This is a genomic window from Pseudomonas sp., assembly GCF_030683065.1.
Lineage (GTDB): Bacteria > Pseudomonadota > Gammaproteobacteria > Pseudomonadales > Pseudomonadaceae > Aquipseudomonas.
The window spans coordinates 1-23,765 of sequence record NZ_JAUXMX010000061.1 but is presented as its reverse complement, the minus strand read 5'-3'; the positions used below and the strand labels follow the sequence as shown (position 1 = coordinate 23,765).

At 59.2% G+C, this 23,765-nt stretch carries 21 protein-coding genes and 1 pseudogene; 11 read left to right on the top strand and 11 right to left on the bottom strand.

Annotation, left to right across the window (positions count from 1 at the left end):
• Positions 1 to 3: 3 nt before the first annotated feature.
• Complete coding sequence (gene sdhD, locus Q8K09_RS18735) at positions 4 to 372, bottom strand: succinate dehydrogenase, hydrophobic membrane anchor protein (protein WP_305256622.1); 369 nt, start codon at positions 370 to 372, stop codon at positions 4 to 6.
• On the bottom strand, positions 366 to 740 hold the full coding sequence (gene sdhC, locus Q8K09_RS18730; RefSeq protein WP_305256493.1) for a succinate dehydrogenase, cytochrome b556 subunit: 375 nt from the start codon (positions 738 to 740) through the stop codon (positions 366 to 368). Before sdhC ends, sdhD begins: the two co-directional genes overlap by 7 nt.
• A gap of 362 nt (positions 741 to 1,102) precedes the next feature.
• Here sdhC and gltA point away from each other — a divergent pair, with 362 nt between their 5' ends.
• Positions 1,103 to 2,377 (top strand): citrate synthase, encoded by a 1,275-nt coding sequence (gene gltA, locus Q8K09_RS18725; RefSeq protein WP_305256492.1) that lies wholly within the window; start codon positions 1,103 to 1,105, stop codon positions 2,375 to 2,377.
• 224 nt (positions 2,378 to 2,601) lie between these two features.
• Here gltA and Q8K09_RS18720 read toward each other — a convergent pair whose 3' ends face one another.
• Together Q8K09_RS18720 and Q8K09_RS18715 are read right to left on the bottom strand one after the other, a co-directional pair.
• Positions 2,602 to 2,862: a YkgJ family cysteine cluster protein gene (locus tag Q8K09_RS18720; protein WP_305256491.1), complete on the bottom strand. Its 261-nt coding sequence runs from the start codon at positions 2,860 to 2,862 to the stop codon at positions 2,602 to 2,604.
• Between the two features lie 85 nt (positions 2,863 to 2,947).
• Complete coding sequence (locus Q8K09_RS18715; RefSeq protein WP_305256490.1) at positions 2,948 to 3,826, bottom strand: NAD(P)-dependent oxidoreductase; 879 nt, start codon at positions 3,824 to 3,826, stop codon at positions 2,948 to 2,950.
• A gap of 109 nt (positions 3,827 to 3,935) precedes the next feature.
• Between Q8K09_RS18715 and Q8K09_RS18710 the strand changes: the two genes are divergently transcribed.
• The 3 genes from Q8K09_RS18710 to rhtA all read left to right on the top strand — a co-directional run bounded on the left by Q8K09_RS18710 (position 3,936) and on the right by rhtA (position 5,890).
• Complete coding sequence (locus Q8K09_RS18710) at positions 3,936 to 4,478, top strand: exonuclease domain-containing protein (RefSeq protein ID WP_305256489.1); 543 nt, start codon at positions 3,936 to 3,938, stop codon at positions 4,476 to 4,478.
• Between the two features lie 182 nt (positions 4,479 to 4,660).
• On the top strand, positions 4,661 to 4,942 hold the full coding sequence (locus tag Q8K09_RS18705; RefSeq protein ID WP_305256488.1) for a pyrimidine/purine nucleoside phosphorylase: 282 nt from the start codon (positions 4,661 to 4,663) through the stop codon (positions 4,940 to 4,942).
• A gap of 75 nt (positions 4,943 to 5,017) precedes the next feature.
• The gene (gene rhtA / locus Q8K09_RS18700; RefSeq protein WP_305256487.1) at positions 5,018 to 5,890 is read left to right on the top strand and encodes a threonine/homoserine exporter RhtA; all 873 of its coding nucleotides are present in this window, start codon (positions 5,018 to 5,020) and stop codon (positions 5,888 to 5,890) included.
• Here rhtA and Q8K09_RS18695 read toward each other — a convergent pair.
• The 3 genes from Q8K09_RS18695 to pdxB form a co-directional block, all read right to left on the bottom strand.
• Complete coding sequence (locus tag Q8K09_RS18695; protein WP_305256486.1) at positions 5,887 to 7,668, bottom strand: ABC transporter transmembrane domain-containing protein; 1,782 nt, start codon at positions 7,666 to 7,668, stop codon at positions 5,887 to 5,889. The genes rhtA and Q8K09_RS18695 overlap by 4 nt on opposite strands.
• Positions 7,669 to 8,008: 340 nt before the next feature.
• Positions 8,009 to 9,124 (bottom strand): ATP-NAD kinase family protein, encoded by a 1,116-nt coding sequence (locus Q8K09_RS18690; RefSeq protein WP_305256485.1) that lies wholly within the window; start codon positions 9,122 to 9,124, stop codon positions 8,009 to 8,011.
• Positions 9,125 to 9,523: 399 nt separating this feature from the next.
• A complete protein-coding gene (gene pdxB / locus Q8K09_RS18685) occupies positions 9,524 to 10,666 on the bottom strand; it encodes a 4-phosphoerythronate dehydrogenase PdxB (protein WP_305256484.1) in 1,143 nt (380 codons plus the stop codon).
• A gap of 145 nt (positions 10,667 to 10,811) precedes the next feature.
• Between pdxB and Q8K09_RS18680 the strand changes: the two genes are divergently transcribed.
• Complete coding sequence (locus tag Q8K09_RS18680) at positions 10,812 to 12,194, top strand: MATE family efflux transporter (RefSeq protein WP_305256483.1); 1,383 nt, start codon at positions 10,812 to 10,814, stop codon at positions 12,192 to 12,194.
• On the top strand, positions 12,191 to 13,276 hold the full coding sequence (locus tag Q8K09_RS18675; RefSeq protein ID WP_305256482.1) for a DUF3080 family protein: 1,086 nt from the start codon (positions 12,191 to 12,193) through the stop codon (positions 13,274 to 13,276). Before Q8K09_RS18680 ends, Q8K09_RS18675 begins: the two co-directional genes overlap by 4 nt.
• Before the next feature lie 110 nt (positions 13,277 to 13,386).
• On the opposite strand, the gene Q8K09_RS18670 is transcribed toward Q8K09_RS18675, so the two are convergent.
• Positions 13,387 to 13,689, bottom strand: coding sequence for a gamma-glutamylcyclotransferase family protein (locus Q8K09_RS18670; RefSeq protein WP_305256481.1), 303 nt, complete (start codon positions 13,687 to 13,689; stop codon positions 13,387 to 13,389).
• 3 nt (positions 13,690 to 13,692) lie between these two features.
• A complete protein-coding gene (tusA, locus tag Q8K09_RS18665; protein ID WP_305256480.1) occupies positions 13,693 to 13,944 on the bottom strand; it encodes a sulfurtransferase TusA in 252 nt (83 codons plus the stop codon).
• A 201-nt stretch (positions 13,945 to 14,145) separates the two neighbouring features.
• Between tusA and Q8K09_RS18660 the strand changes: the two genes are divergently transcribed.
• Positions 14,146 to 14,289 carry a hypothetical protein gene (locus Q8K09_RS18660; RefSeq protein ID WP_370869573.1) on the top strand — a complete coding sequence of 48 codons (144 nt, stop codon included), beginning with the start codon at positions 14,146 to 14,148 and terminating at the stop codon, positions 14,287 to 14,289.
• Between the two features lie 245 nt (positions 14,290 to 14,534).
• On the opposite strand, the gene rlmM is transcribed toward Q8K09_RS18660, so the two are convergent.
• On the bottom strand, positions 14,535 to 15,584 hold the full coding sequence (rlmM, locus tag Q8K09_RS18655; RefSeq protein ID WP_305256478.1) for a 23S rRNA (cytidine(2498)-2'-O)-methyltransferase RlmM: 1,050 nt from the start codon (positions 15,582 to 15,584) through the stop codon (positions 14,535 to 14,537).
• A 344-nt stretch (positions 15,585 to 15,928) separates the two neighbouring features.
• Between rlmM and acnA the strand changes: the two genes are divergently transcribed.
• Both acnA and Q8K09_RS18645 read left to right on the top strand, forming a co-directional pair.
• Entirely contained in the window at positions 15,929 to 18,670 is a 2,742-nt protein-coding gene (acnA, locus tag Q8K09_RS18650; protein WP_305256477.1) for an aconitate hydratase AcnA, read from the top strand.
• Between the two features lie 285 nt (positions 18,671 to 18,955).
• A complete protein-coding gene (locus tag Q8K09_RS18645; RefSeq protein WP_305256476.1) occupies positions 18,956 to 20,521 on the top strand; it encodes a PAS domain-containing methyl-accepting chemotaxis protein in 1,566 nt (521 codons plus the stop codon).
• Positions 20,522 to 20,876: 355 nt separating this feature from the next.
• Here the strand turns inward: Q8K09_RS18645 and Q8K09_RS18640 are convergent, their stop codons facing one another.
• On the bottom strand, positions 20,877 to 21,134 hold the full coding sequence (locus tag Q8K09_RS18640) for a hypothetical protein (RefSeq protein WP_305256475.1): 258 nt from the start codon (positions 21,132 to 21,134) through the stop codon (positions 20,877 to 20,879).
• 195 nt (positions 21,135 to 21,329) lie between these two features.
• Between Q8K09_RS18640 and tnpB the strand changes: the two are divergent.
• Positions 21,330 to 21,632 (top strand): annotated as a pseudogene (tnpB, locus tag Q8K09_RS18635) (IS66 family insertion sequence element accessory protein TnpB); the annotation flags it as partial.
• Positions 21,633 to 21,650: 18 nt separating this feature from the next.
• The gene (locus Q8K09_RS18630; protein ID WP_305256474.1) at positions 21,651 to 23,195 is read left to right on the top strand and encodes an IS66 family transposase; all 1,545 of its coding nucleotides are present in this window, start codon (positions 21,651 to 21,653) and stop codon (positions 23,193 to 23,195) included.
• Positions 23,196 to 23,765 lie beyond the last annotated feature (570 nt).

Below are 23,765 nucleotides of genomic sequence, written 5' to 3'. Positions count from 1 at the left end.
GAATCAGTTACCCCAAAAAATCTGCACGCCCCAGACGAAGAACGTAAACATGGCAATGCCACACGATGCCTGGAACAGGAACCGCATGCCGGTCGCCCACTTACCCAGTGCCATTGGCGTCAGGTAGTCAGTGGAAATTGTCCACATACCGATCCAGGCATGAGCGCTGAGCGCTACCAGGGTCAGCAGACTGAAGATACGCATCGCGTTATTGGAGAACAGAGCTTGCCATTCGGCATAACCCATACCTGGGTTAGCGACTATGTAGCCCAGCAAAAAGACCACATAAGCTGCGAGAACGACTGCCGACACACGCTGCGCCATCCAGTCATACAGACCTGAACGCGAGAAGTTCGTGACATTGGTTACCATATCCACACCCCCACCAATACGATCACCACCGCCGAAACGACGAGAACGATTTTCGAGCCCAGCTTGCCGCCTTCCAGCGTCTCACCGATACCCATGTCCATGATCAAGTGGCGTACTCCGGCCACCAAGTGGTAAAGCAGAGCGGACAGCAATCCCCAGATCACGAACTTGGCCAGCGGACTGGTCAGGCATTCTTTCACCTGGGCGAAGCCCTCTTCGGACGCCAGCGACTTGTCGAGGCCATACAGCAGGATGGCGATACCGACAAAGAGGATGACACCGGAGATACGGTGGAGAATGGACGTGTAAGCGGTGACTGGGAGTTTGATAGTCCTAAGGTCGAGGTTTACAGGTCGTTGGCTATTCACGGCTTTTTTATCACACTGAGAGCCCTAACTATCAGGGCAAAGTTGTCGGGAGGTGCACTGGTCAGGTACCCATCACCCAAGGAGTGACAACCACCAGAATGAGGGTTCAAAGCCCTTGGTGGTCGGGCCCAGAGTATAGACAGTTAGGTTACTAATGACAACGCAAAGGCCTATGCCTAATAGCGCATTGCGCACCCAATACAAATGGCGTAGATAGGCCATTTTTTTCATAAGAAACACCCCGCAAACCCTTCTAGCGCCTAGCTCCGCTCAAATTGACTTTCGGATTTATCTCACTATAGTGATGCCGGCCCTGCGTGGGGGGCCGTCAGATGACTTCAAGCATAACTAGGAGGCCACATATGGCTGACAAAAAAGCGCAGTTGATCATCGAGGGCGCAGCCCCCGTCGAGCTGCCCATTTTAAGCGGCACCGTTGGTCCCGATGTAATAGACGTGCGGGGCTTAACCGCCACGGGCCGTTTCACGTTTGACCCGGGCTTTATGTCCACCGCTTCTTGCGAGTCGAAGATCACTTATATTGATGGTGATCAGGGCATTCTGCTGCACCGTGGCTACCCTATCGAGCAACTGGCAGAGCATTCCGATTACCTGGAAACATGCTACCTGCTGCTCAACGGCGAACTGCCGACGGTAGAAGAGAAAGCCAAGTTCGTCAGCACCATCAAGAACCACACCATGGTTCATGAGCAACTGAAGACCTTCTTCAACGGCTTCCGCCGCGACGCTCACCCGATGGCCATCATGTGTGGTGTGGTGGGTGCGCTTTCTGCGTTCTACCATGACTCACTGGACATCAAGAACCCGCATCACCGCGAAGTATCGGCCATGCGCCTGATCGCCAAGATGCCAACCATCGCTGCCATGACCTATAAGTACTCCATGGGCCAGCCGATGATGTATCCGCGCAACGACCTGAGCTACGCGGAAAACTTCCTGCACATGATGTTCAACACGCCGTGCGAGATCAAACCGATCAGCCCGGTACTGGCTAAGGCGATGGATAAGATTTTCATCCTCCACGCCGACCACGAGCAGAATGCCTCGACATCCACTGTCCGCCTGGCAGGCTCTTCGGGCGCCAACCCGTTTGCCTGCATTGCCGCCGGTATCGCAGCGCTCTGGGGCCCGGCACACGGCGGCGCCAACGAAGCCGTACTGGCTATGCTGGATGAGATCGGCGACGTGTCGAACATCGACGTCTTTATTGCCAAGGCGAAGGACAAGGACGATCCGTTCAAGCTGATGGGCTTCGGTCATCGTGTGTATAAAAACCGCGATCCGCGTGCCACCGTAATGAAGCAGACCTGCGACGAAGTCTTGAAAGAGCTGGGCATTACCAACGATCCGCAGTTGGAACTGGCCATGCGATTGGAAGAAATCGCCCTGACCGACCCGTACTTCATCGAGCGCAACCTGTACCCGAACGTCGACTTCTACTCGGGCATCATCCTCAAGGCGATCGGCATTCCGACCAGCATGTTCACCGTAATCTTCGCCCTGGCGCGGACTGTCGGCTGGATCTCTCACTGGAAAGAAATGCTCTCCAACCCTTACAAAATTGGCCGACCACGCCAGCTGTACACGGGTTACCCGCAACGTGATCTGAAGAAATAAACCTCGGCTTTACCGATGTAAAAAAGGCTGCCAGTGGCAGCCTTTTTTGCATCCCGCGTTATGCGCGGGACAAATGACCCGCTTAATGGCCTAGCGGCCAAGCAACGCCTGCCTCGGCGGCATTTGCGAGCCCGCCATGCGTGAGCCCCCCAACTGCCAATAGCATCCCCGAGAGGCGCCGCTGTGACGGCACAACCTTTAGGGCTCAGCCTTGACTGAAGCCCTCAATTCGCCAGAGCAGTCTGCTGCTCCAGCCAGCCCAGCAGCTGGATTGCTGCCTCATTGCTAGTGCCGCAAACATCCAGCTCCGGCAAAAATGCCGAGCATACAGCCGGCCGCTCCGGCTTACCGAACAGGCTGCAGTAATTATCCACGGATAACTGAATGCAGCGCTCACCAGCCGCCTTGCCGTGAGGCATACCGGGAATAGGAGAACTGATCGAAGGAGCAATACAACAGGCACCACATCCAGCACGGCATTGCATGACGGCACAACCTCAACATAATCGTAACAGCGGCGGCTTTAGGCCCGACGCCAGCAGGGCGCCGGCGACTGACACGCGAGTTCGCTCAAGGCTTGTTCGGCACCTTCAGGCGGGCAATCAGGCTAGACGTATCCCAGCGAGCGCCGCCCATCGCCTGGACATCGGCATAGAACTGGTCGACCAACGCGGTAACCGGCAGTTGCGCGCCATTGTGCCGTGCTTCTTCGAGTAAGATCGACAGATCCTTACGCATCCAGTCGACGGCAAAACCGAATTCAAACTCTCCAGCCAGCATGGCCTGGTGACGGTTTTCCAATTGCCAGGATTGCGCCGCACCCTTGCTGATCACCTCCATGGCTCCCTGCGCGTCGAGACCCACGCACTGAGCGAAATGCAGTGCTTCGGACAAGCCCTGCACCAGGCCGGCAATGCAGATCTGGTTGACCATTTTGGTCAGCTGCCCGCTGCCAGCCGCCCCCATCAGACGCACCATGCGGGCGTATGCCTGGATCACCGGCTCGGCCCGCGCATATACATCGGCTTCGCCACCCACCATCACCGTCAGCGCACCATTCTGCGCACCGGCCTGACCGCCAGACACCGGTGCATCGAGGAAGCCCAGCTGCAGCTCGCCGGCCTTGGCTGCCAGCTCGCGGGCAACATCGGCCGAGGCCGTGGTGTGGTCAACCAGTACAGCGCCCGTCGCCATGCCGGCAAAGGCACCGTCCGCGCCCAGCACCACGCCACGCAGGTCATGGTCATTGCCCACGCAGACCATCACCAACTCGGCACCCTGGGCCGCCTCACGCGGGGTGGGCGCACTGCTGCCGGGGAATTCGGCTAACCATTGCGCAGCCTTGGCCGGCGTCCGGTTATAGACACACACTTGATGGCCGCTACGAGCCAGGTGCCCCGCCATCGGATATCCCATTACACCCAGCCCGATAAAGGCTACCTTCGCCATACGCACCTCCGAATTCAGTGACTCTCAGCCTAACATGCGGCCTGGCAAGCCCCCAAAGCTTGACGCGTGGACGCTCGAGACAACGACCTTACAAAACGCCGGAGGGTATATGGGATATTGGTTGGTAGTCGATCTGGAAGCCACCACCGAAGAAGGCGGATGGCCCCTGGAAGACATGGAAATCATCGAGATCGGCGCCAGCCTGGTCAGCACGTCAGGCCATGAAGTGGATCATTTTCAACGCTTCGTGCGCCCAGCACGGCGACCTCAGCTCACCCGTTTCTGTCGCGAACTTACCCATATCAGCCAGGCAAATGTTGATACTGCAGCACCACTGACCGGCATCTGGCCGCAGTTCGAGCGCTGGCTACTGAGCCACCAGCCGCACCTGATCGGATGGGCCAGTTGGGGCGAATACGATCGCCGCCAATTTGAGCAAGACTGGCAAAAATACCAGCTGGTCAGCTGCCTGAGCCTGATCCCCCACCTCAATCTCAAGCGCCGCTTTGCCGAAACCCGCCAATTAGCCCGCCCGGTCGGCCTTACGACTGCACTACAACTGGCAGGCCTGCAATTCAGCGGCAAACAACACCGGGCGCTGATAGATGCCCGCAATACCGCCCGACTGCTGCCTCTGGTGCTGCCACGTTAAGCCTCCGTAAAGCAGATGACGCACTGCCAAGGCTTGGGCATACTTAATGGCCTTTTTCAGAGGTTGTGAAAATACCTAACGCCATAGCGATGCCTTCACTACGCGCTCACCTGAAGGCGCATTGACAGGCGTAATGGGCGAGTATTTTTCACAAGCTTTCAACTCATCTCCAGGAATTGCATATGTTCAAGGTCAATGAATACTTCGATGGCACCGTCAAATCTATCGCCTTCGGCATGGCCGAAGGCCCTGCCACCATTGGCGTGATGGCCGCCGGCGAATACGAGTTCGGCACCGACAAGCTGGAGATCATGCACGTGGTCGCCGGCGCCCTGACGGTCAAACTGCCAGGCAGCGACAGCTGGGAAACCTTCACCAGTGGCAGCAAATTTACAGTCCCGGCCAATAGCAAATTCCAGCTCAAGGTAGCCGTTGATACCGCCTACCTGTGCGAATACCGCTAAGGTAGCTGACGCCTGAGAAACCGGCCTGATGGCCGGTTTTTTTGTTTATGCCCTTCAACACCGTGGAACAACCGAATGCCGCGTTCATCGCACTTCGCCCTGGTGATCCTGCCGATTATGCTGCTGCTGATCGCCATGACCTCGATCCAGAGCGGCGCCTCTCTGGCCAAAGGCCTGTTCCCATTGATTGGCGCCACAGGCACCACCGCACTGCGCCTGGGTTTGGGCGCGCTGATCCTGTGCGTGTTGATGCGCCCCTGGCAGGCACGCCTGAACCTGCGCTCCTGTCGCTCGTTGCTGGCCTATGGGCTGGCGCTGGGCAGCATGAACCTGCTGTTCTATCTATCGCTGCAAACCATCCCGCTGGGCATCGCCGTGGCCCTGGAGTTTACCGGGCCACTGGGCCTGGCCCTGTTGTCTTCACGGCGCCTGCTGGATTTCGCCTGGATTGCTCTGGCGGTCTTTGGCATCTGGTTATTGCTGCCCAGCGCGCAAGCCGATGTGCAACTCGACCCGCTGGGCATGGCCCTGGCATTGGCTGCAGGCCTGTGCTGGGCGCTGTACATCATCTTCGGCCAAAAAGCCGGGGCCGAGCACGGCCGGCAGACCGTCGCCCTGGGCACTATAGTCGCCGCTTGCTTGGTCTTCCCGATCGGTGTGTGGCACGCGGGCAGCAGCATGTTCTCGCTCGACCTGCTACCCATCGCCCTGTGTGTGGCGGTGCTGTCATCTGCACTGCCCTACAGCCTGGAAATGATCGCCCTGACTCGCTTACCAGCGCGCACGTTCAGCATCTTGATGAGTATGGAACCTGCCATTGCCGCGCTCTCCGGCCTGCTATTTCTCAGCGAGAGACTGAGCCTGAATCAGTGGCTGGCGATCAGCGCGATAATCCTGGCTTCGGCCGGCGCGGCGGCGACCATCAGACCGAAAGGAAAACTGCTCTAAAGCGTAGGCGCCGTCTGTTCATTACTAAATTGCAACTCAGCCAGACGCGCATACAGCGAGCTACTGCCGACCAGTTCGGCATGTTTACCAATCGCTACCAGCTTGCCCTGCTCGATCACCGCAATGCGGTCGGCGCTTTTCACCGTAGCCAGGCGATGGGCGATTACCAGGGTAGTGCGGCCCTGCATCAAACGCGGCAAAGCCTGCTGGATCAGGTATTCGCTTTCCGCATCCAACGCACTGGTGGCTTCATCGAGCAGCAGGATAGGTGCATCCACCAGCAGCGCACGGGCAATGGCCAGACGCTGGCGTTGACCACCCGACAACCCCAGACCGGCATCGCCCAGGTGAGTCTGGTAGCCCTCAGGCATGCGCATAATGAACTCATGGGCATGGGCGGCCTTGGCTGCAGCTTCGACCTCAGTGCGGCTCGCGCCGGTTTTACCGTAGCGAATATTGTCCTCCACCGAGCCGAAGAACAGCGCCGGATGCTGCGACACCAAAGCAAAGCAACGCCGTAACTCATGGGGGTCAAGGCACTCAATGGGCTGACCATCGATTAAAATTCGCCCCTGCTGCGGATCGAAGAAACGCAGCAGCAGATCGAACAGGGTGGACTTGCCTGCCCCCGAAGGCCCGACCAGGGCCAGGGTCTCACCCGGCGCAACCGTGAGGTCGATGCCATCGACGGCAAAACTGCCGGGGCGTGACGGGTAGGCGAAGCGCAGCCCCTGCAGCTCTATACGGCCCTGCACCGGCTGCGTCAGCGCCACGCCATTGACGGCCGGCGAGGTGATTTCATTGCGCGCTTGCAGCAGCTCGGCAATCCGCTCGGCAGCACCAGCGGCGCGCTGCAACTCGCCGATCACCTCACTGAGAGTGCCGAACGAGCCGCCGACGATCAGGCTGTAGAAGACGAAAGCCGCCAGCTCGCCGCCGGAAATACGTCCACCAATCACGTCCATGCCGCCAACCCAGAGCATCACTCCTACCGCCCCGAGGACCAGCACGATGACTACGGTAATCAGCCAGGCGCGCTGAGCAATGCGCTTGCGCGCGATATCGAAAGCCGCCTCCGCCGACAGACCGAAGCGCCGCTTGTCCTCAGCCTGATGATTGTAGGCCTGCACCGTCTTGATCTGCCCGAGCACCTCGCCGACATAGCTGCCGACATCGGCCACCCGATCCTGGCTCAGGCGCGACAGCGCGCGCACCCGTCGGCCGAAAATCAGGATCGGCGCGACCACCAGCGGCAATGCCAGCAACACGATGCCGCTGAGTTTGGGATTGGTCACCACCAGCAGCACACTGCCACCGATCAGCATGATCACGTTGCGCAGCGCCATCGACAACGAGGAGCCGATCACCGACTGCAACAGCGTGGTATCGGCGGTTAGGCGCGACTGGATCTCCGAGCTGCGGTTGCTTTCGTAGAAGCCCGGATGCAGATCGATCAGATGATTGAACACCCGCTTGCGAATATCGGCGACGAAGCGCTCACCGATCCACGACACCAGGTAGAAACGGCTAAAGGTGCCGACGGCCAAGGCCAGCACCAGCACGAAAAACAGCCCGATCGACTGCTGCAGCGCCCGTGGCGACTGAGTAGCCAGGCCCTGATCGACCAGCAATTTAATACCCTGGCCCATGGACAGCGTGATTGCCGCGGTAAATATCAGCGCCAGCAAGGCACCGACCACGCGCCAGCGATAAGGCGCAACGAAACGCCAGGCCATGCGCAGGGCATTGCGCTGGCGGGAAGACAGGATCGAAAGCATGGTTACTCGCTGCTCGGCGTAAGCCTTGAGGGTGATAGGGAATGTCGCAATTAGCGCTGCGAGGCAGTGTGCACCTCAATTAGGTGGGGGCTCATCCGTGGCAGATCAAGCACCTCAAGCGGATGACCCACTTAATCATGCAAAGAACGCCAGATGAGCTCCTGTGCTGCTCACTTAAGCCAGGAACGCAGCTTTTTGCTGACTCGAATGAAATCCGGGGATATTCAGCGCCTGCAGAAACGCTAGCGGATTGCAGCCGTATATTGACGGGTAAATAACGACGACACAGCCCAACGATAGCCGCGCCACTCACAATCCTGAGACCAGGCGACCCTGACCATCACCTCCCCACGGGATAGAGCAGTTCTTCCTTGTAGCCCGCCCACACCCGCACCACATCGGGGAAGGCATCGTCCAACTCTACATCACCGCTGTCGACCAGCAAGGGCCGGCCTTGCAGGGTACCGAGCTTGCGCTTGGTGGCCACCACCCGCAGATGCTCCAGACCCACGGCGCGCAATACGCGCGGACTGATCTGCTGGTTGCCACGGCCGATGATATGGCCCTGGCCACCGATTGCGGTGACCAAGAGCCGCGCCGGATGCTCGGCCACCAACTCGAATAGCTGCACCTCGCTGACATCGAGAGCGATCACCTGACCGTTCTCGATCACATCGACACCCAGCAAGCTGGTTTCCAGCCCAAGGTTCTGCGCCAGGCCGTGCAGGGTCGAACCGGGGCCGAAGATATACCGAACATTTGCTTCCCAGCTATCCTGCAGCCAGTCGGCCAGGTCGCTGAGCACCAGTTCTTCGGACTCCACCCCGCCCTGCTTGACCTGCTGCATGTAACCGCCCTCTTGCGGCACGGTCAGTTCGCCATACCAGCGCGCAGTGACCCTGCCTTCACGCAAGGCGCTTTCATCGATATCGCGCACCTCGCCACTGGCCAGTCGTACCAGTCCGCCCTCGATCAGCCGCGCGGTCAGTTCGCCAGCGGCGCGTGGGCTGACGGCATAGACCCCGGACTGGATCTTTACTCCGGCCGGAATACCCAGCACCGGCTGTCCTTCTCGGACCACCGCGCAGATATCCCGAGCGGTGCCGTCGCCGCCGGAGAATAGAATCAGCGCCACACCGGCATCCTGCAATTGCTCGACAGCCTTGCGAGTATCCGCCGCATTGCTCAGCCGGTCGCTCAAGTCGCCGAGCACTCGGTACCTGAAGCCCATTTCGGCCAGCAGATCGGCGCCCATCGGCCCGGGAAAGGTCAGAAACTCAAGGCGTTCCTGCACAGCTTGCAAGCGTTCCAGTGCCGTGCGCGTTCGCTCTGCCGCCAGCGGTTGGCTGCCCAACGCCAGGGCCTGTTCGGCCACGCCATCACTGCCCTTGAGTCCCGCCGGACCACCAAGGCCTGCGAGGGGATTGATGATCAAGCCCAGATGGAACCGCGACATAAATACCTCGTTGAACCTCGAATCGCTCCAAGGAGCATGTCAGCCCACAGATTTTTCGGCACAGTGACAAGTGCGTCACGTGTGAACTGTATTTGTGACGGCGCACCGTCGCTCGAACTGCCTGAGCGTGTGCATCCGACTCTATTGGACTGCGCACACCCCCGGCTCATAAGCCCGCAGCAGCAAAACCCTGCTCCCCCGCGAGGGTTCCATTGCACGCGCAACAGCAGGCAGACTGGGCAATCACCAGCGAAAAAGGCCAGAAGATCCCGATAACTGAGGGCATGATCCTGCACACCTGCCGGGCGTTGTAAAAACACTCGAGCGTGCCGGATAGCCACCACGGTTGACCGGGCCATGTTGCCCTGCCCCCCGGCTACACACTGTCGCCTCCACCTATCAGCGCACTGTCGCACCCAGCGCCTTGATCATCTGTGCCAGCTGCGGCGCATCGCCTTGCAGTTTTACACTCAACCCATCGATCTCGCGGCGCATCGGGTAATACTTGCGCAGCGCATCAAAGGTCGCGCGCTGATTTGCCTTGTCGCCGTGCAGGCTGCGGCGAAAATCCGCATCGTCGCGCCGCGGGTCATAGACCGCGCGACACACAGTCGCCAGCGCCCAATCCAGATTGGCACCGGCATCCAGGTTCAACTCAGCAAGCCAGGGCCGCGGCATCAACTGATCCAGACTAACCGTCGGCGTAGAGCCGAGATGCGCGCAAACCGCCGCATAGATCTGCGCCGTACCACGCAGCTTGCCATCGAGGCTGTAGCCGGCGATATGCGGCGTGGCAATACGGCACAAGCTGGCCAGCTCGACATCGACCTGCGGCTCGCCCTCCCAAACATCCAGCACCACCTGCAGATCACCGCGCTGTTTGAGCACCTCGCGCAGCGCCAGGTTATCCACCACCGCGCCACGACTGGCATTGATCAGCCAGGTACCCTGCTTGAGTTGGGCCAGGCGCCGTGCATCGAGCAGGTGATGGGTGGGCTGCGCGCCGTCCCTTTCAAGGGGTGTGTGCAGGCTGACCACATCGCACTCAGCGATCACCTGCTCCAGACTGACGAAGTCGCCACCCTCGATGAGCAGCCGCGGCGGATCACACACCAACACCCGCCAACCCAGCCCACGTAATACCTCGACCAAACGCCCGCCCACCTCACCTGCACCGACCACCCCGAAGGTGCGCGAGGCCAGCTCAACGCCCTGCTGCTCAGCCAACAGCAGCAGGCTGCCGAGCACATAATCGACCACACCACGCGCATTGCAACCTGGCGCGCTGGCCCAGGCGATGCCTGCCCGGGCGAAATAATCAAGATCCAGATGGTCTGTGCCGATCGTGCAGGTACCGACAAACCGCACCGCACTGCCTTCAAGCAGTGCACTGTCAACACGGGTCACCGAACGTACCAGTAACAGTTCGGCATCGGCCACAGCCGCCGCATCGATACCGCGACCAGGTAAGCGACGAATCTCGCCGAATCCAGCGAAAAACTCATCGAGCAGGGGGATGTTCTCGTCAGCGACTATTTGCATGATTGGCTCCATACGTCGGGTCGTCATTCTAAGGCAGCTTGCCACTGTCGTCGCCCTCGCACTGCGCCACTGCAAAACGAGTTCCTGACCGAAGCGTCAGCGCGTAGACTGCACTGTTTTCTCAGAGATCCAACGGATGACCCCTATGCCAGCCGTATCGCGCCTGCAGCGCGTACGCACCGAGTTGCGCACCCTGATGGTTCTCGCCACGCCGATCATCATCGCCCAGCTGGCGCATACCGCCATGGGCTTTGTCGATACGCTGATGGCTGGACGTGTCAGCTCCCATGACCTTGCAGCGGTGGCGCTGGGCAACTCGATCTGGGTGCCGGTATTTCTACTGATGACCGGCATCCTGCTGGCCACTACACCCAAGGTTGCGCAGCGCTTCGGGGCCGGACAGCAAGCCGAAATCGGTCCGGTAGTGCGCCAGGCCTTGTGGTTGGCACTGGCGGTCGGCGGTGGCGCTGCAGTCCTGCTGTGGAATGCCGAAATCGTCCTGCAGTTAATGAATATCGAGCCGAGCCTGATCGAGCCCTCAATGGGTTACCTGCGCGCAGTGGCGTGCGGCTTCCCTGCAGTGGCGCTGTACCATGTATTGCGCTGCTTCAGTGACGGCCTCGGCCATACTCGGCCAAGCATGGTGCTGGGGCTATGCGGGCTGCTGCTAAATATTCCCGCCAACTACGTCTTCATCTACGGTAAGTTCGGCCTGCCGGCCATGGGTGGTGTCGGCTGTGGCTGGGCCACCGCACTGGTGATGAGTTTCATGCTGCTGGGCATGTTCTGGTGGGTAAAGTGGGCGCCCTTCTACAAACCGAGTCAGCTGTTCAGCCGGTTTGACTGGCCAGAATGGCCTGTGATCAAGCGCCTTCTGGCAATTGGCTTACCGATCGGTATCGCAGTATTTGCCGAATCGAGCATCTTCGCGGTGATTGCCCTGCTAATCGGCGGCCTGGGAGCCAGCGTGGTGGCCGGTCATCAGATTGCGCTGAATTTCAGCTCGCTGGTGTTCATGATCCCCTACTCCCTCGGCATGGCTGCCACGGTGCGCGTCGGCCAGATGCTCGGGCGCGGCCAACCGCGCGAGGCTCGTTTCGCTGCCGGCGTGAGCATGGCGACGGCGCTAGGCTATGCCTGCCTATCCGCCAGCTTGATGCTGCTATTGCGCGAGCAGATCGCGCAGATCTACACCGCCGACCCGACGGTAATCGCCCTGGCCTCCGGGTTGATCGTGTATGCCGCGCTGTTCCAATTCTCCGATGCGATCCAGGTCACGGCTGCCGGCGCTCTACGTGGTTACCAGGACACCCGTATCACCATGTTGCTGACCCTGTTCGCTTACTGGGGCATCGGCCTGCCTGTGGGGTACGCCCTCGGCCTGTCTAGCCTGCTCGGCGAGCCGAGCGGCCCGAGCGGCCTCTGGCAAGGCTTGATCGTCGGCCTGACCTGCGCCGCCGTCATGCTGGCAATTCGTCTCGCAGGCAGCGCGCGCAAGCGCATTCGAGCAGTTAAGATAACGCCATGAAAGCCAGAACCCTTATCCTGCTCAGCCTGTTCAGCCTTGCTGCGTGCCAACCGGCCGATGACGGCATGGCCCTGCAGGCAGACTACCTGCAGCGTCTGAATAATGCCGTCGGAGGTGATGATGATGTCGTCGCCTTCGACAAGGCCCTGCTGACCCGTTATCGCTTGCCGCCGCGCCGAGAGCGTGTGGTGGATATCCCCGAAGTCCGCATCGGCTTGCTCGACCTAGTGCTTGATGTCCGCCTCTGCCCCGCCCTGCAGCAGCAAATCAGCCAGCGCAACAGCAGCCTGGGCAAACAGCTGGTTCCCAGCAGCCGCCTGGGGTATGAAGGCGATCTGTTACGTACCATCGACGCCTGCTTACCGTATCTGGCCGCTGGGCAAGACCCCGACCTGCACGCCTCGCTCAGTCGACTGGCCCTGGAGAAGCGCACACAGTTGCCTAGCGTTTTCTGGAATGCCCTGAACGCCAGCCAGGAAGTCGAGCGCTACTTGCGCTTTGCCGATCAGGCACTGCCTACAGCCCCCAGCGAGGACGATGCAGCCCTCGCTGCTCTTGCACAATTGGCCGCCATGGCCAATGCCCTGCCGCAAACCCTGCCACCGGCAACTGATGAGCTCGACCCGTTGTTCTTCGCCCTGCATACCAGCCCCCAGGGCGGTCAACTGATCAGCAGCCTGGCCAGCCTGACCCATACACTCAATGAAGGCAGTCGCCTGCTCGAGGTCCGCCAGCAGCAACGGCCGATTTGCCCGCTAGGGCAAGCGACGCCAAACGGCCGCATTCTGCAGAATATCTTCGTCAAATTTTATGCTGGCGGCTTGCAACCTTATCTGGCCCAAGTACACCAACGCGGCCAGACCTGGAGCAGCAGCCTGCGCCAACTCAGCGCCGCCGCCGAAGTACCAGCGGCCACGCGCAACTACCTGCTGAACCTAGCGGGCCCCGAGCAATCCCTGTGGGTTGATTTTCAAGCAGCCACTAATCGGCATGTACGCGCCTGGCAGGACAGCCTGAAGAGCTGTGGCTTGGCTCCGGGTCAGTCCGGGTGGGATGGCCAGGCAGCCAACGCCGACCAATAGGACTCAGACAGGAATGCGCGGCCTTGCAGCAGGTGCGCCAGGTAATCGGCGCTAGGCAACAAGCCATCCTGACGAAACGCCGGATTGGCGATATATACCCAAGCAGGCTGCTAGCCATGGGCAGTGACAATCGGCAGTCGCTCACGGCTGTAATAGATTGGCGTTCCCTCAAAAGGATCGAGCTTGGTGATCTCGTCCAATCCTGCCAGCCGATAGAGCACGCCCTCCACGACACCATCGCGCTCATAGCGAATATTGGCGTAGGCGCGGCCCGGAGCACGATCCACTGCACGCTTGTTGAAGCACAGCGCATACCCGGACAAATGCCCAGGCAAGGCCTCGCTCACTTGCAGGCCGCGCCCCTGCATGCGCGCAGGGTTCATGTTGGAGCCGTAAGCGAAGTACCAACCCATACCTCAGTCAACTTTCTTGCGGATCAAGTACAGATAGGTGCCATCTTCTTCGCCCTGCTCGAGCAGTTCATGGCCGAGAAACACGCAGAATTTTGGAATGTCGCGCCGGGTCGAGGGATCGGTGGCGATCACCTTCAGCAAGCCGCCAGCCGGTAGGTCGCGCACCTTGTTGTGCAGCATCATCACCGGCTCCGGGCAGTTCAGCCCACTGGCGTCGAGGGTGTCATCGAGAGTGACATCGGATTGCAAAGGCATCAGCGGGCTCCAGAAATAGGCCATTATTGTCGCGCAAAGCAGCCCCTCAAACCACCCGCCGCGCATATGGCCCGAGCGAGCCAGAACTGTCGCGGATAGAAGGCGCCAGTGCTTGCGCCGAGCTAGTCTTTAGTGAACCGAGGGACTACAGCGCAGGCTGCAAGTATGTCAGCACCCAGCAAACCGCGGAATTGGTGCTTGATGCGCATGGACGATAACGGCAACCAATTCGTGGTGCGCGCCGACCTGACCCGTATCGCTGCCGAAGCCCTGGCCCGGCAATTCGAGGCGCGCGGGCACAAGCAAAGCTATTGGGTCAGGCAACAGCAGCCCAGTGGACCTTGAGACATTGAGACCATGGGCAAGGTCTGCGGGATCAGGGGGCGTAGCTAACGCTTTGCCCATCCACCAATAGCAGTGGTGGATGAAAAAGGCATCATCCCCCTACACCGCCCTGGTGAGGCGGATGAAATCAGGGATCCGCGTTGATACCGCTTATGGATTTCACCCACGCTGAAGGTGCGGGCCATACCCGCGAAACCGGGCGTTGCACAATCATCGCGGGCATGCGACTGAGCCTCTTCCCGCGCCTACAACCGCCGCAAATGGCAGGTCACTTCCTCGCGATCGTGATAAAGCTGTTTGCAGGCAATTGACACCTTGATCTTGCGCTCAGCAAAGCCATCCTCCATACGTTGCAGCAGGCGTCGCACTTCGGCGTAACGTTGCTTCATCGGCAGCTTCAGATTGACCACTGCCTCGCGGCAAAGGCCTTCGCCGATCCAGGTTTCCAGCAAGGCGGCGCTGCGCGCGGGTTTTTCGACAATATCGCAGACCATCCAGTCAACCGGCTGGCGCGGCTTGTAGGTAAAACCATCGACCATCAGGTGCTGCACCAGGCCGGTTTCCATGAGGCTTTCGGCCATAGGCCCGTTATCGATGGCGGTCACTAACATACCGCGCTTAACCAGTTGATAGGTCCAACCGCCCGGCGCGGCGCCAAGGTCGACGCCGGTCATCTCGCCCGATAGGCGTTCGTCCCACTGTTCGCGCGGAATGAAGGTATGCCAGGCTTCTTCCAGCTTGAGGGTCGAACGACTCGGCGCCTCGCGCGGGAACTTCAAGCGCGGAATGCCCATCGGCCAAATTGCCGAATTATTCGCTTCCGCCAGCCCGACGAACACCTCACGACCGCTCTTGAACGTCAGCAGCAAACGCGGCTTCTGCGCGTCCTCTACCAGTTTGCCGGCCTTGGTCAGGGCATTGCGCAGTGGCGCCTCGAACTTCTTGCAGAAATTCGACAGCTCCTTGCCATCGTTGGTGTCCAGCACTTCCAGCCACAGGCTGCCAAAGGCCGGCAAGTCCGCCAGATGGGATAGCAACACGCTGATGCGGTCCAGCTCTGGCAGATTGATAAACACGCCACGCGCCCATTGCCGCGGGAAAATCAGCTGACTGAAACGCACACCACGCATCAAGCGCTCAGCCCCTTGCGGCTCAGTGCAGATAAATTCGGCGCAAGCCGTACTCGGTTTAGCCTTAGCGTAACCCGCCACATCCAGGCGCGCGGCATGCTCGGCGATCTCCGCACACACCTCGTTCTCAAAACCGGGACGGCAGTGCAGTAACAAACTATTCATCGGTGATCTCCTCAAGGCGCGCATCATAGCGGAGTCTGGCTCTTAAACCCCGGCGGCCTCTCAAGTTAGTGAGGGTGATTGTTTCGCTTGCAATTGGATAACAGTTTTTACGGCGAAAACCCTGCAAACCAACGCAACACTGCGCAGCTGAACTAGCACCTGCAAAAGCTATCAATATTCCCCAGACAAACGCCGCAAGTACGACCGCCTCGATAAACGTGCCAAATCGCAACATGCTTTCGCCACACCGCGTAATGACGTGGCGAGCCTCGCCAAGCAGAGCTAGCTTGAAGACTCTGCAGCAAACAATCGACTTGCACCGTGCAAGCCACAGGAGACGCGCAATGCCTTCCTTAGATAGCCTGAACAGTCGCCGCAGCCTCGATGTAGACGGCCAGACCTACCACTACTTCAGCCTGCCGGACGCGGCCAAGACCCTCGGCAATATCGACAGATTGCCCATGTCGCTTAAAGTATTGCTGGAGAATCTGCTGCGCTGGGAAGACGGCAAGACCGTCACCGGCACAGACCTGCAAGCCATGGCCGACTGGCTGAAAAGCCGCAGTTCCGAGCGCGAGATTCAGTACCGCCCAGCCCGCGTGCTGATGCAGGACTTCACTGGCGTACCCGCGGTGGTTGACTTGGCCGCGATGCGCGACGCCATGGCCAAGGCCGGCGGCGACCCGCAGAAGATCAATCCGCTGTCGCCAGTGGACCTGGTGATCGACCACTCGGTAATGGTCGACAAGTTCGCCAGCACGGACGCGTTCAACGAGAATGTGACCATCGAGATGCAGCGCAACGGGGAGCGCTATGCTTTCTTGCGCTGGGGTCAGCATGCCTTCGCCAACTTCAGTGTGGTGCCGCCAGGTACCGGTATCTGCCACCAAGTCAACTTGGAATACCTCGGCCGCACGGTGTGGACCAAAGAGGAAGACGGCCAGATTTTTGCCTTCCCCGATACCTTGGTCGGTACCGACTCGCACACCACCATGATCAATGGGCTCGGCATCCTCGGCTGGGGTGTCGGTGGCATCGAGGCGGAGGCGGCCATGCTCGGCCAGCCGGTATCAATGCTGATCCCCGAGGTGATCGGCTTCAAACTCAGCGGAAAATTGAAGGAAGGCATCACCGCAACTGATCTGGTGCTCACCGTCACACAGATGTTGCGTAATGAGGGGGTGGTCGGCAAATTCGTCGAGTTCTACGGCGACGGCCTGGCTGACTTGCCGCTAGCGGATCGTGCCACCATCGCCAATATGGCCCCGGAATACGGCGCCACTTGTGGCTTCTTCCCGGTCGATGCGATTACCTTGGCCTATCTGCGTCTGTCAGGGCGCCCAGAGCCGGCCGTCAAGCTGGTCGAGGCCTACTGCAAGGCCCAAGGCCTGTGGCGCGAACAAGGCCAGGAACCGCTGTTCAGCGACAGCATGGAGCTGAACATGAGCAGTGTCGAAGCCTGTCTGGCCGGACCAAAACGCCCGCAGGACCGGGTCACACTGCCGCAAGTCAAGCAAGCGTTCGACGACTTCGTCGGCCTGCAACTCAAGCCCAGCGCCAAGGCAGAAGGTCGCCTGCTCAATGAAGGCGGTGGAGGCACCGCGATCGGCACAAGGGAACAGAGCAGCGAGGTCGACTATGAGTACGAGGGCCAGACCTACCACTTGAAAAATGGCTCAGTGGTGATAGCTGCCATCACGTCCTGCACCAACACCTCCAACCCCAGCGTGATGATGGCCGCAGGCCTGCTGGCGAAGAAAGCCATCGAGAAAGGCCTGCAGCGCAAACCCTGGGTCAAGAGCTCGCTAGCGCCCGGGTCTAAGGTGGTCACCGAGTACTTCAAGGCCGCCGGCCTGACCCGCTACCTGGATGAGTTGGGCTTCGCCCTGGTTGGTTACGGTTGCACCACCTGTATTGGCAATTCGGGGCCGCTGCTCGAACCGATCGAACAGGCCATCCAACAGCACGACCTGACGGTGGCCTCGGTACTGTCCGGCAACCGCAACTTCGAGGGGCGCGTGCATCCACTGGTGAAAACCAACTGGCTCGCCTCGCCGCCGCTGGTTGTGGCCTACGCACTAGCTGGCAGCGTGCAGGTGGACATCAGCCGCGAATCGCTGGGACAAGGCAAAGACGGCCAGCCGGTCTATCTCAAGGACATCTGGCCGAGCCAGCAGGAAATCGCTGAGGCGATCCAGAAGGTCGACACAGCTATGTTCCACAAGGAATACGCCGAGGTGTTCGCGGGCGACGCACAGTGGCAGGCTATCGAAGTACCGCAAGCTGCCACCTACGCCTGGCAAGCCGACTCGACTTATATCCAACATCCACCGTTTTTTGACAACATCGGCGACGCACCGCCGCATATTGGCGACATCCATCAAGCACGAATCCTCGCTCTGCTCGGCGACTCGGTGACCACAGACCACATCTCACCGGCCGGTAATATCAAGGCCGACAGCCCCGCCGGTCAGTACCTGCAGGCGCAGGGCGTCGACAAGGTGGACTTCAATTCCTACGGCTCGCGCCGCGGCAACCATGAAGTAATGATGCGTGGCACATTCGCTAATATTCGTATCCGCAACGAGATGCTTGGTGACGAAGAAGGCGGCAATACCCTGCACATACCGAGCGGTGAAAAACTGGCGATCTATGATGCGGCCATGCGCTACCAGGATGCAGGAACTCCGCTTGTAGTGATCGCGGGCAAGGAGTATGGCACCGGATCAAGTCGTGACTGGGCGGCCAAGGGCACTAACCTGCTCGGGGTCAAGGCGGTGATCGCCGAAAGCTTCGAGCGTATCCACCGCTCCAACCTGGTTGGTATGGGCGTATTGCCCTTGCAGTTTGTGCCGGGCCAGAATCGCCGGAGCCTGCACCTGACAGGTAATGAAATCCTCGGTATCTATGGCCTGGATGGCGTCGAGTTGCATCCACAGATGAAGCTCATCGTCGAAATAAATCGCGCAGACGGCACACGGGAAAGCGCCGAAGTACTCTGCCGCATCGACACCCTCAACGAGGTGGAATACTTCAAAGCAGGTGGTATTTTGCATTTTGTTTTGCGCCAGTTGATTGCAGGCTAGCGTTGAGGGTTAGATCACCGGCTCCTCCACCCGACCAGTCGCGATAGGGCGTGGTACAGGCATAATCCGGGCAAGACCTCCCAGGTCATGCCTGTACTTATCGGGCTATGAGAACCGAAGAATTTAGCAATTCCCGCACTATCTACGACTGCCCCCTCAACTGCCTTGTCGCCTGCAGAAATGTGAAGCCCTTCAATATCCAGTTACACTGCATGGATAAATTGAACTCAACTTTAGCCATGCCTGGCCGATGATGAGGCATAACAGTAAGGGACATAAATCCTCATGCGCAATAATCAGCCTGTCACTCAACGCGAACGCACTTTTCCGGCCCAGCAACGCTTGATATCCACGACCAATATCAAAGGCCAGATAACCTACTGCAACGAGGCGTTCGTCGAAATCAGCGGCTTCAGCCATGATGAGCTGCTGGGCGCACCACACAACCTAGTACGTCACCCCGATGTCCCGCCAGCCGTGTTCGCCCATATGTGGAACACACTCAAGCTGGGCCGGCCGTGGATGGGTATCGTAAAGAACCGTAGCAAAAATGGCGATCATTACTGGGTGAATGCTTATGTCACCCCAGTACTGGAAAAAAACCAAGTGGTCGGTTACGAGTCGGTACGGATCAAACCGACTGCCGAGCAAGTGCGCCGCGCCGAAGCCCTTTACATGCGTATAAATAATGGTAAGTCCGCGGTGCCAAGCAGCGACCAGTGGCTACCAACCCTACAAAACTGGCTACCTTTTATACTGATCAGCCAAGTCGGCTTCCTGATCGGTACCTGGCTCGACACCAGCTGGGGCTTCGCAGTCGCCGCTCTACTCTCGATACCTCTGGGCCTTGCTGGTCTCAGCTGGCAGCAGCGCGGAATAAAGCGTCTGTTGCAGCTGGCAGATCAAACTACCTCCGACCCGCTGATTGCGCAAATGTACACCGACAGCCGTGGCGTTCAAGGCCGCTTGGAGATGTCCATCCTAGGCCAGGAGGCACGGTTGAAAACCTGCCTGACACGCTTGCAAGACAGCGCTGAAAATTTGGCAAAACAGGCCAAGCAAGCGGATGCGCTCGCGCACAGCAGCTCCGCAGGCCTAAATCGCCAGCGCCAGGAAACAGAACAGGTTGCCACTGCAGTAAACGAAATGGCTGCAACAACCCTGGAAGTCGCCAGCAATGTGGCGCGTACCGCTATCGCTACCCAGGAAGCCAATCGCCTGACTAGCGAAGGCCGTGCCATTACGGCGGAAACTCGCGCCGCCATTCAGCGCCTTTCGCAATCAGTCGGCGACACCGGCGAAACCGTCACCCGCCTCGCCCAGGACAGCAACGAAATCGGCGGCGTGGTCGATGTGATCAAAGGCATCGCCGACCAGACCAACCTACTCGCTCTAAACGCAGCAATCGAAGCTGCCCGTGCAGGTGAAATGGGCCGTGGTTTTGCGGTTGTCGCCGACGAAGTACGCTCACTGGCACAACGCACCACCGAATCCACAGGGCAAATTCACCAACTGATTGCCAAGCTACAACGCACAGCTGAAGAAGCAGTGATGACCATGGAAATAGGTCGCAAGCAGGCAGATGAAGGCGTCGCGCGCGTGCAGCAGGCCGATCAAGCTCTCTCTGGGATCAGCGATGCAGTATCCAACATCGCAGACATGGCCGACCAGATCGCGGCAGCCGCCGAAGAACAAAGCTCAGTTGCCGACGAAATCAACCGTAACATTACCAACATTGCTCAATTGTCCGACCAAACCGCTAGCGAAGCACAAAGTTCTGCCGTGCTCAGCGAAGCACTCACCAACACAGCGCAGGAACAGTATTCGCTGGTCGAACGCTTCAACCGCTAGACGTTGAGTAGAGGCGGCTTAACAACCGCCTCTTACTCTGTTGTGGTCGAATAATTTCGGACATCAGAATATTTTCTGCCCGCCTTCGCTTGTAAGCAGTCAAGAGTTGATAGCCATACTAGCGCGCAAGTTGCTGTAAGAGTTAACGGCTGAGTGCCTACTACCCGTTAATGATTCGGCGTTATGTTCCAATCACGCTACCAGAAATGCGCAACTTTCATGCTCGAAGCTCGCTCCATCACGCCAACGTTGAAGTTCTCCGGCTATATTAACGAACTAGCCACGTGCGTGTATAAGCACAGCCGGTCAAGCGCCGTTCAGCCTGCATTTGACCTATAAGTGCAGGTAGTCGCCACTACTCCTCGTCGCACGCAAGGGTGATTGTCTTGCCGTTGATACGGATGATTTCCCCGTGCAGCTGCCGGTGTTCGCCGCCTATAAATCTGACCGTTTCCCCGATGGCGAGCGCATGCTGGATTAGACCGGCGCCATCCGTTTCACGAATCTTTACAGTCGTCTCGCCCAGATTGATAGCAGCGTATGGAATCAGCCAGCGTTTGTGCCTCGCCAAGTCGCGCACCACCACATGCTTGCGGCGAAACTCAGGGACCAAGGCGGTGAGCTCGCGTTACTGCCAGCAACATAATAATTGACCTACTGCCTATGAGCGTAAGTGCTCCATAAACCCCACCTTCAAATGAACCGATAACCCGCCGATGCTGTGTTCCGATTTCTTTCTGGAGCCCAGCACATGATGCGTCCCGACCCCAGGGTCAAAGCGGTTTACCTCTAACCCAAGCCGGTCGATTTCCGTAAATCCATCAATGGTCTGGCGGTCCTGGTCGAGCTGGATATTAAGGTCGCGGTGTTCGACCCGGTGTTGTTCGTCTTCCTCAATCGCGCGCGCAACCAAGTAAAAATTCTGTACTGGCATCGCAACGGCTTCTGTCTGTGGCTCAAGCGGTTGGAGGCCGAACGGTTCAAGACCAAGCCCGATGCGGGCGACGAGGCCATCGAACTGACTGTGCGGGAATTGAACCAACTACTGGAGGGCATCGACCTCTGGGGCAACCAACCGCACAAGGTGCTGACTCCCCGTTTCGTAACCTGAATTGGTATAATCCACGGCATGATTTCCGTGCCCGAAACCCTTCCCGATGACCCTATTTTGCTGAAGCAGTTGCTGCTGACGGCGAACGTACAGATGTCGGAAAAGGATGGGCAGATCGAGCGCCTGCGTGAGCAGAACGCACTGCTGATCCAGCGCCTGTTCGGCCGTAAATCCGAGCAGACCGCCGATCCGGACTCGCCGCAGTTGGAGATCTTCAACGAGGCCGAAAGTCTGGCCGACGCAATGCCTGAAGCGCCTGCCGATGAGGCTGAGGAAGAAGTCGTCGCGCCGACCAAGCGTCGTGGCAAGCGCAGGCCGTTGCCGGCCGAGCTGCCGCGCGTTGAAGTCATCCACGAGCTGCCCGAGCACGAACTAACCTGTGCCTGCGGTTGCCGCAAGCAGGTGATCGGTGAGGAAACCAGCGAGCAGCTGGACATCATCCCGATGCAGATCCGGGTGATCAAACACATCCGCAAGACCTACACCTGCAAAGGGTGTGAAACCGCTCCGGTGACCGCCGACAAACCGGCGCAACTGATCGAGAAAAGCCTGGCCAGCCCCAGTGTGTTGGCGATGTTGCTGAGCACCAAGTATGTCGACGGCACGCCGCTGTATCGCTTCGAGAAAGTCCTCCATCGTCATGGCATCGACATCCCCCGGCAGACCTTGGCGCGCTGGGTGATCCAGTGCGGGGAGCACCTGCAGCCCTTGCTCAACTTGATGCGCGACACGCTGCTGGACTATCCGGTGCTGCACTGCGACGAAACCCGGGTGCAGGTGCTCAAAGAGCCGGGGCGGGGCCCCAGCAGCCAATCGTGGATGTGGGTGCAAACCGGCGGCCCGCCAGACAGGCCGGTGGTCCTCTTCGACTACACAACCAGCCGCGCGCAGGAAATACCATTGCGCCTGCTCGCCGGCTATCGCGGTTATTTGATGACCGACGACTATGCTGGCTACAACGCCGTGGCCGCCCAGTCGGGCGTTGAGCGACTGGCCTGCTTGGCGCATGCGCGGCGTAAATTTATCGAAGCGCAGAAGGTGCAGCCCAAGGGCAAAACCGGACGGGCCGACGTAGCGCTGAGCCTGATCAACAAGCTGTACGGCATCGAGCGCGACTTCAAGGAAGCCAGCGCCGAGCAGCGCCATCAGGGCCGTCAACAGCACAGCTTGCCGATCCTCGCTCAACTCAAGGCCTGGCTGGAGAAAACCCAGCCCCAGGTCACCGCGCAAAACGCGCTGGGTAAAGCGGTGAACTACCTGGCCAGCAACTGGAGCCGGCTTGAACGCTACGTCGAAGGTGGCCACCTGCCGATCGATAACAACCGTGCCGAAAACGCCATCCGTCCCTTCGTCATCGGCCGTAAAAACTGGGTGTTCAGCGAAACGCCCAAGGGCGCGACCGCCAGCGCACAAATCTACAGCCTGGTGGAAACCGCCAAGGCCAACGGCCAGGAGCCTTACGCTTACCTGCGCCACATCCTCGAACGCCTGCCGCAGGCCAACAGCGTCGAAGGCTACGAAGCGCTGCTGCCATGGAACTGCTCGCCAGCCCCAGCCTCCTGAAAGCAGACTTTGTCCTGACGGACGTGGTTTATGGAGCGCTTACCTATGAGCAGTCACGTCTGCACGGCAACAATCCGCTTCGGGTACGATCCAACATGCCTCGAAGGCGGTGAAGTTCAAAGCCGGAAGCCTGTTTGAGGGTGTCATTAATGCTATGGAAGTTCATGGCAAGGTGAGCTTAATGGCAGAAGTTCATTAATTCGGCTGTTCAGCCAGGTGGCACTTTTCCCAGTGTGTCTTTAAGCCAGGCACCAGGCTCGTGGCGGTAGCCAGAAGGCTTTGGATCGCGGCGGCGCTGGATACCTGCCTGTTCAGCGACATGCCCAAGGGCGCGACTACTGGTGCTCAGTTCTAGAGTTTGATCGAAACCACCAAAGCCAACGACCAAGAGCCAAGAGCCTTACGCTTACCTGCGCCAAACCTTCGAGCGGTTGCCTACATTGCTACGCACGATCTTTTCTGCGGTGCAAAGACAAACCCCCCACCTGCTCACGCAGATGGGGGGTTTGAAATACAAGCTTGACGATGACCTACTCTCACATGGGGAAACCCCACACTACCATCGGCGAT

What these genes read in the sequence shown, in the direction of transcription:
- Q8K09_RS18675 (WP_305256482.1), top strand. Translation starts at nt 12,191, where the DNA reads ATGAAAGCCAGAACCCTTATCCTGCTCAGCCTGTTCAGCCTTGCTGCG.
- rhtA (WP_305256487.1), top strand. Translation starts at nt 5,018, where the DNA reads ATGCCGCGTTCATCGCACTTCGCCCTGGTGATCCTGCCGATTATGCTG.
- sdhD (WP_305256622.1), bottom strand. Translation starts at nt 372, where the DNA reads ATGGTAACCAATGTCACGAACTTCTCGCGTTCAGGTCTGTATGACTGG.
- tusA (WP_305256480.1), bottom strand. Translation starts at nt 13,944, where the DNA reads ATGCCTTTGCAATCCGATGTCACTCTCGATGACACCCTCGACGCCAGT.
- pdxB (WP_305256484.1), bottom strand. Translation starts at nt 10,666, where the DNA reads ATGCAAATAGTCGCTGACGAGAACATCCCCCTGCTCGATGAGTTTTTC.
- gltA (WP_305256492.1), top strand. Translation starts at nt 1,103, where the DNA reads ATGGCTGACAAAAAAGCGCAGTTGATCATCGAGGGCGCAGCCCCCGTC.
- Q8K09_RS18705 (WP_305256488.1), top strand. Translation starts at nt 4,661, where the DNA reads ATGTTCAAGGTCAATGAATACTTCGATGGCACCGTCAAATCTATCGCC.
- acnA (WP_305256477.1), top strand. Translation starts at nt 15,929, where the DNA reads ATGCCTTCCTTAGATAGCCTGAACAGTCGCCGCAGCCTCGATGTAGAC.
- Q8K09_RS18630 (WP_305256474.1), top strand. Translation starts at nt 21,651, where the DNA reads ATGATTTCCGTGCCCGAAACCCTTCCCGATGACCCTATTTTGCTGAAG.
- Q8K09_RS18695 (WP_305256486.1), bottom strand. Translation starts at nt 7,668, where the DNA reads ATGCTTTCGATCCTGTCTTCCCGCCAGCGCAATGCCCTGCGCATGGCC.
- rlmM (WP_305256478.1), bottom strand. Translation starts at nt 15,584, where the DNA reads ATGAATAGTTTGTTACTGCACTGCCGTCCCGGTTTTGAGAACGAGGTG.
- Q8K09_RS18645 (WP_305256476.1), top strand. Translation starts at nt 18,956, where the DNA reads ATGCGCAATAATCAGCCTGTCACTCAACGCGAACGCACTTTTCCGGCC.
- Q8K09_RS18660 (WP_370869573.1), top strand. Translation starts at nt 14,146, where the DNA reads ATGCGCATGGACGATAACGGCAACCAATTCGTGGTGCGCGCCGACCTG.
- Q8K09_RS18715 (WP_305256490.1), bottom strand. Translation starts at nt 3,826, where the DNA reads ATGGCGAAGGTAGCCTTTATCGGGCTGGGTGTAATGGGATATCCGATG.
- Q8K09_RS18710 (WP_305256489.1), top strand. Translation starts at nt 3,936, where the DNA reads ATGGGATATTGGTTGGTAGTCGATCTGGAAGCCACCACCGAAGAAGGC.
- Q8K09_RS18670 (WP_305256481.1), bottom strand. Translation starts at nt 13,689, where the DNA reads ATGGGTTGGTACTTCGCTTACGGCTCCAACATGAACCCTGCGCGCATG.
- Q8K09_RS18720 (WP_305256491.1), bottom strand. Translation starts at nt 2,862, where the DNA reads ATGCAATGCCGTGCTGGATGTGGTGCCTGTTGTATTGCTCCTTCGATC.
- Q8K09_RS18690 (WP_305256485.1), bottom strand. Translation starts at nt 9,124, where the DNA reads ATGTCGCGGTTCCATCTGGGCTTGATCATCAATCCCCTCGCAGGCCTT.
- Q8K09_RS18680 (WP_305256483.1), top strand. Translation starts at nt 10,812, where the DNA reads ATGCCAGCCGTATCGCGCCTGCAGCGCGTACGCACCGAGTTGCGCACC.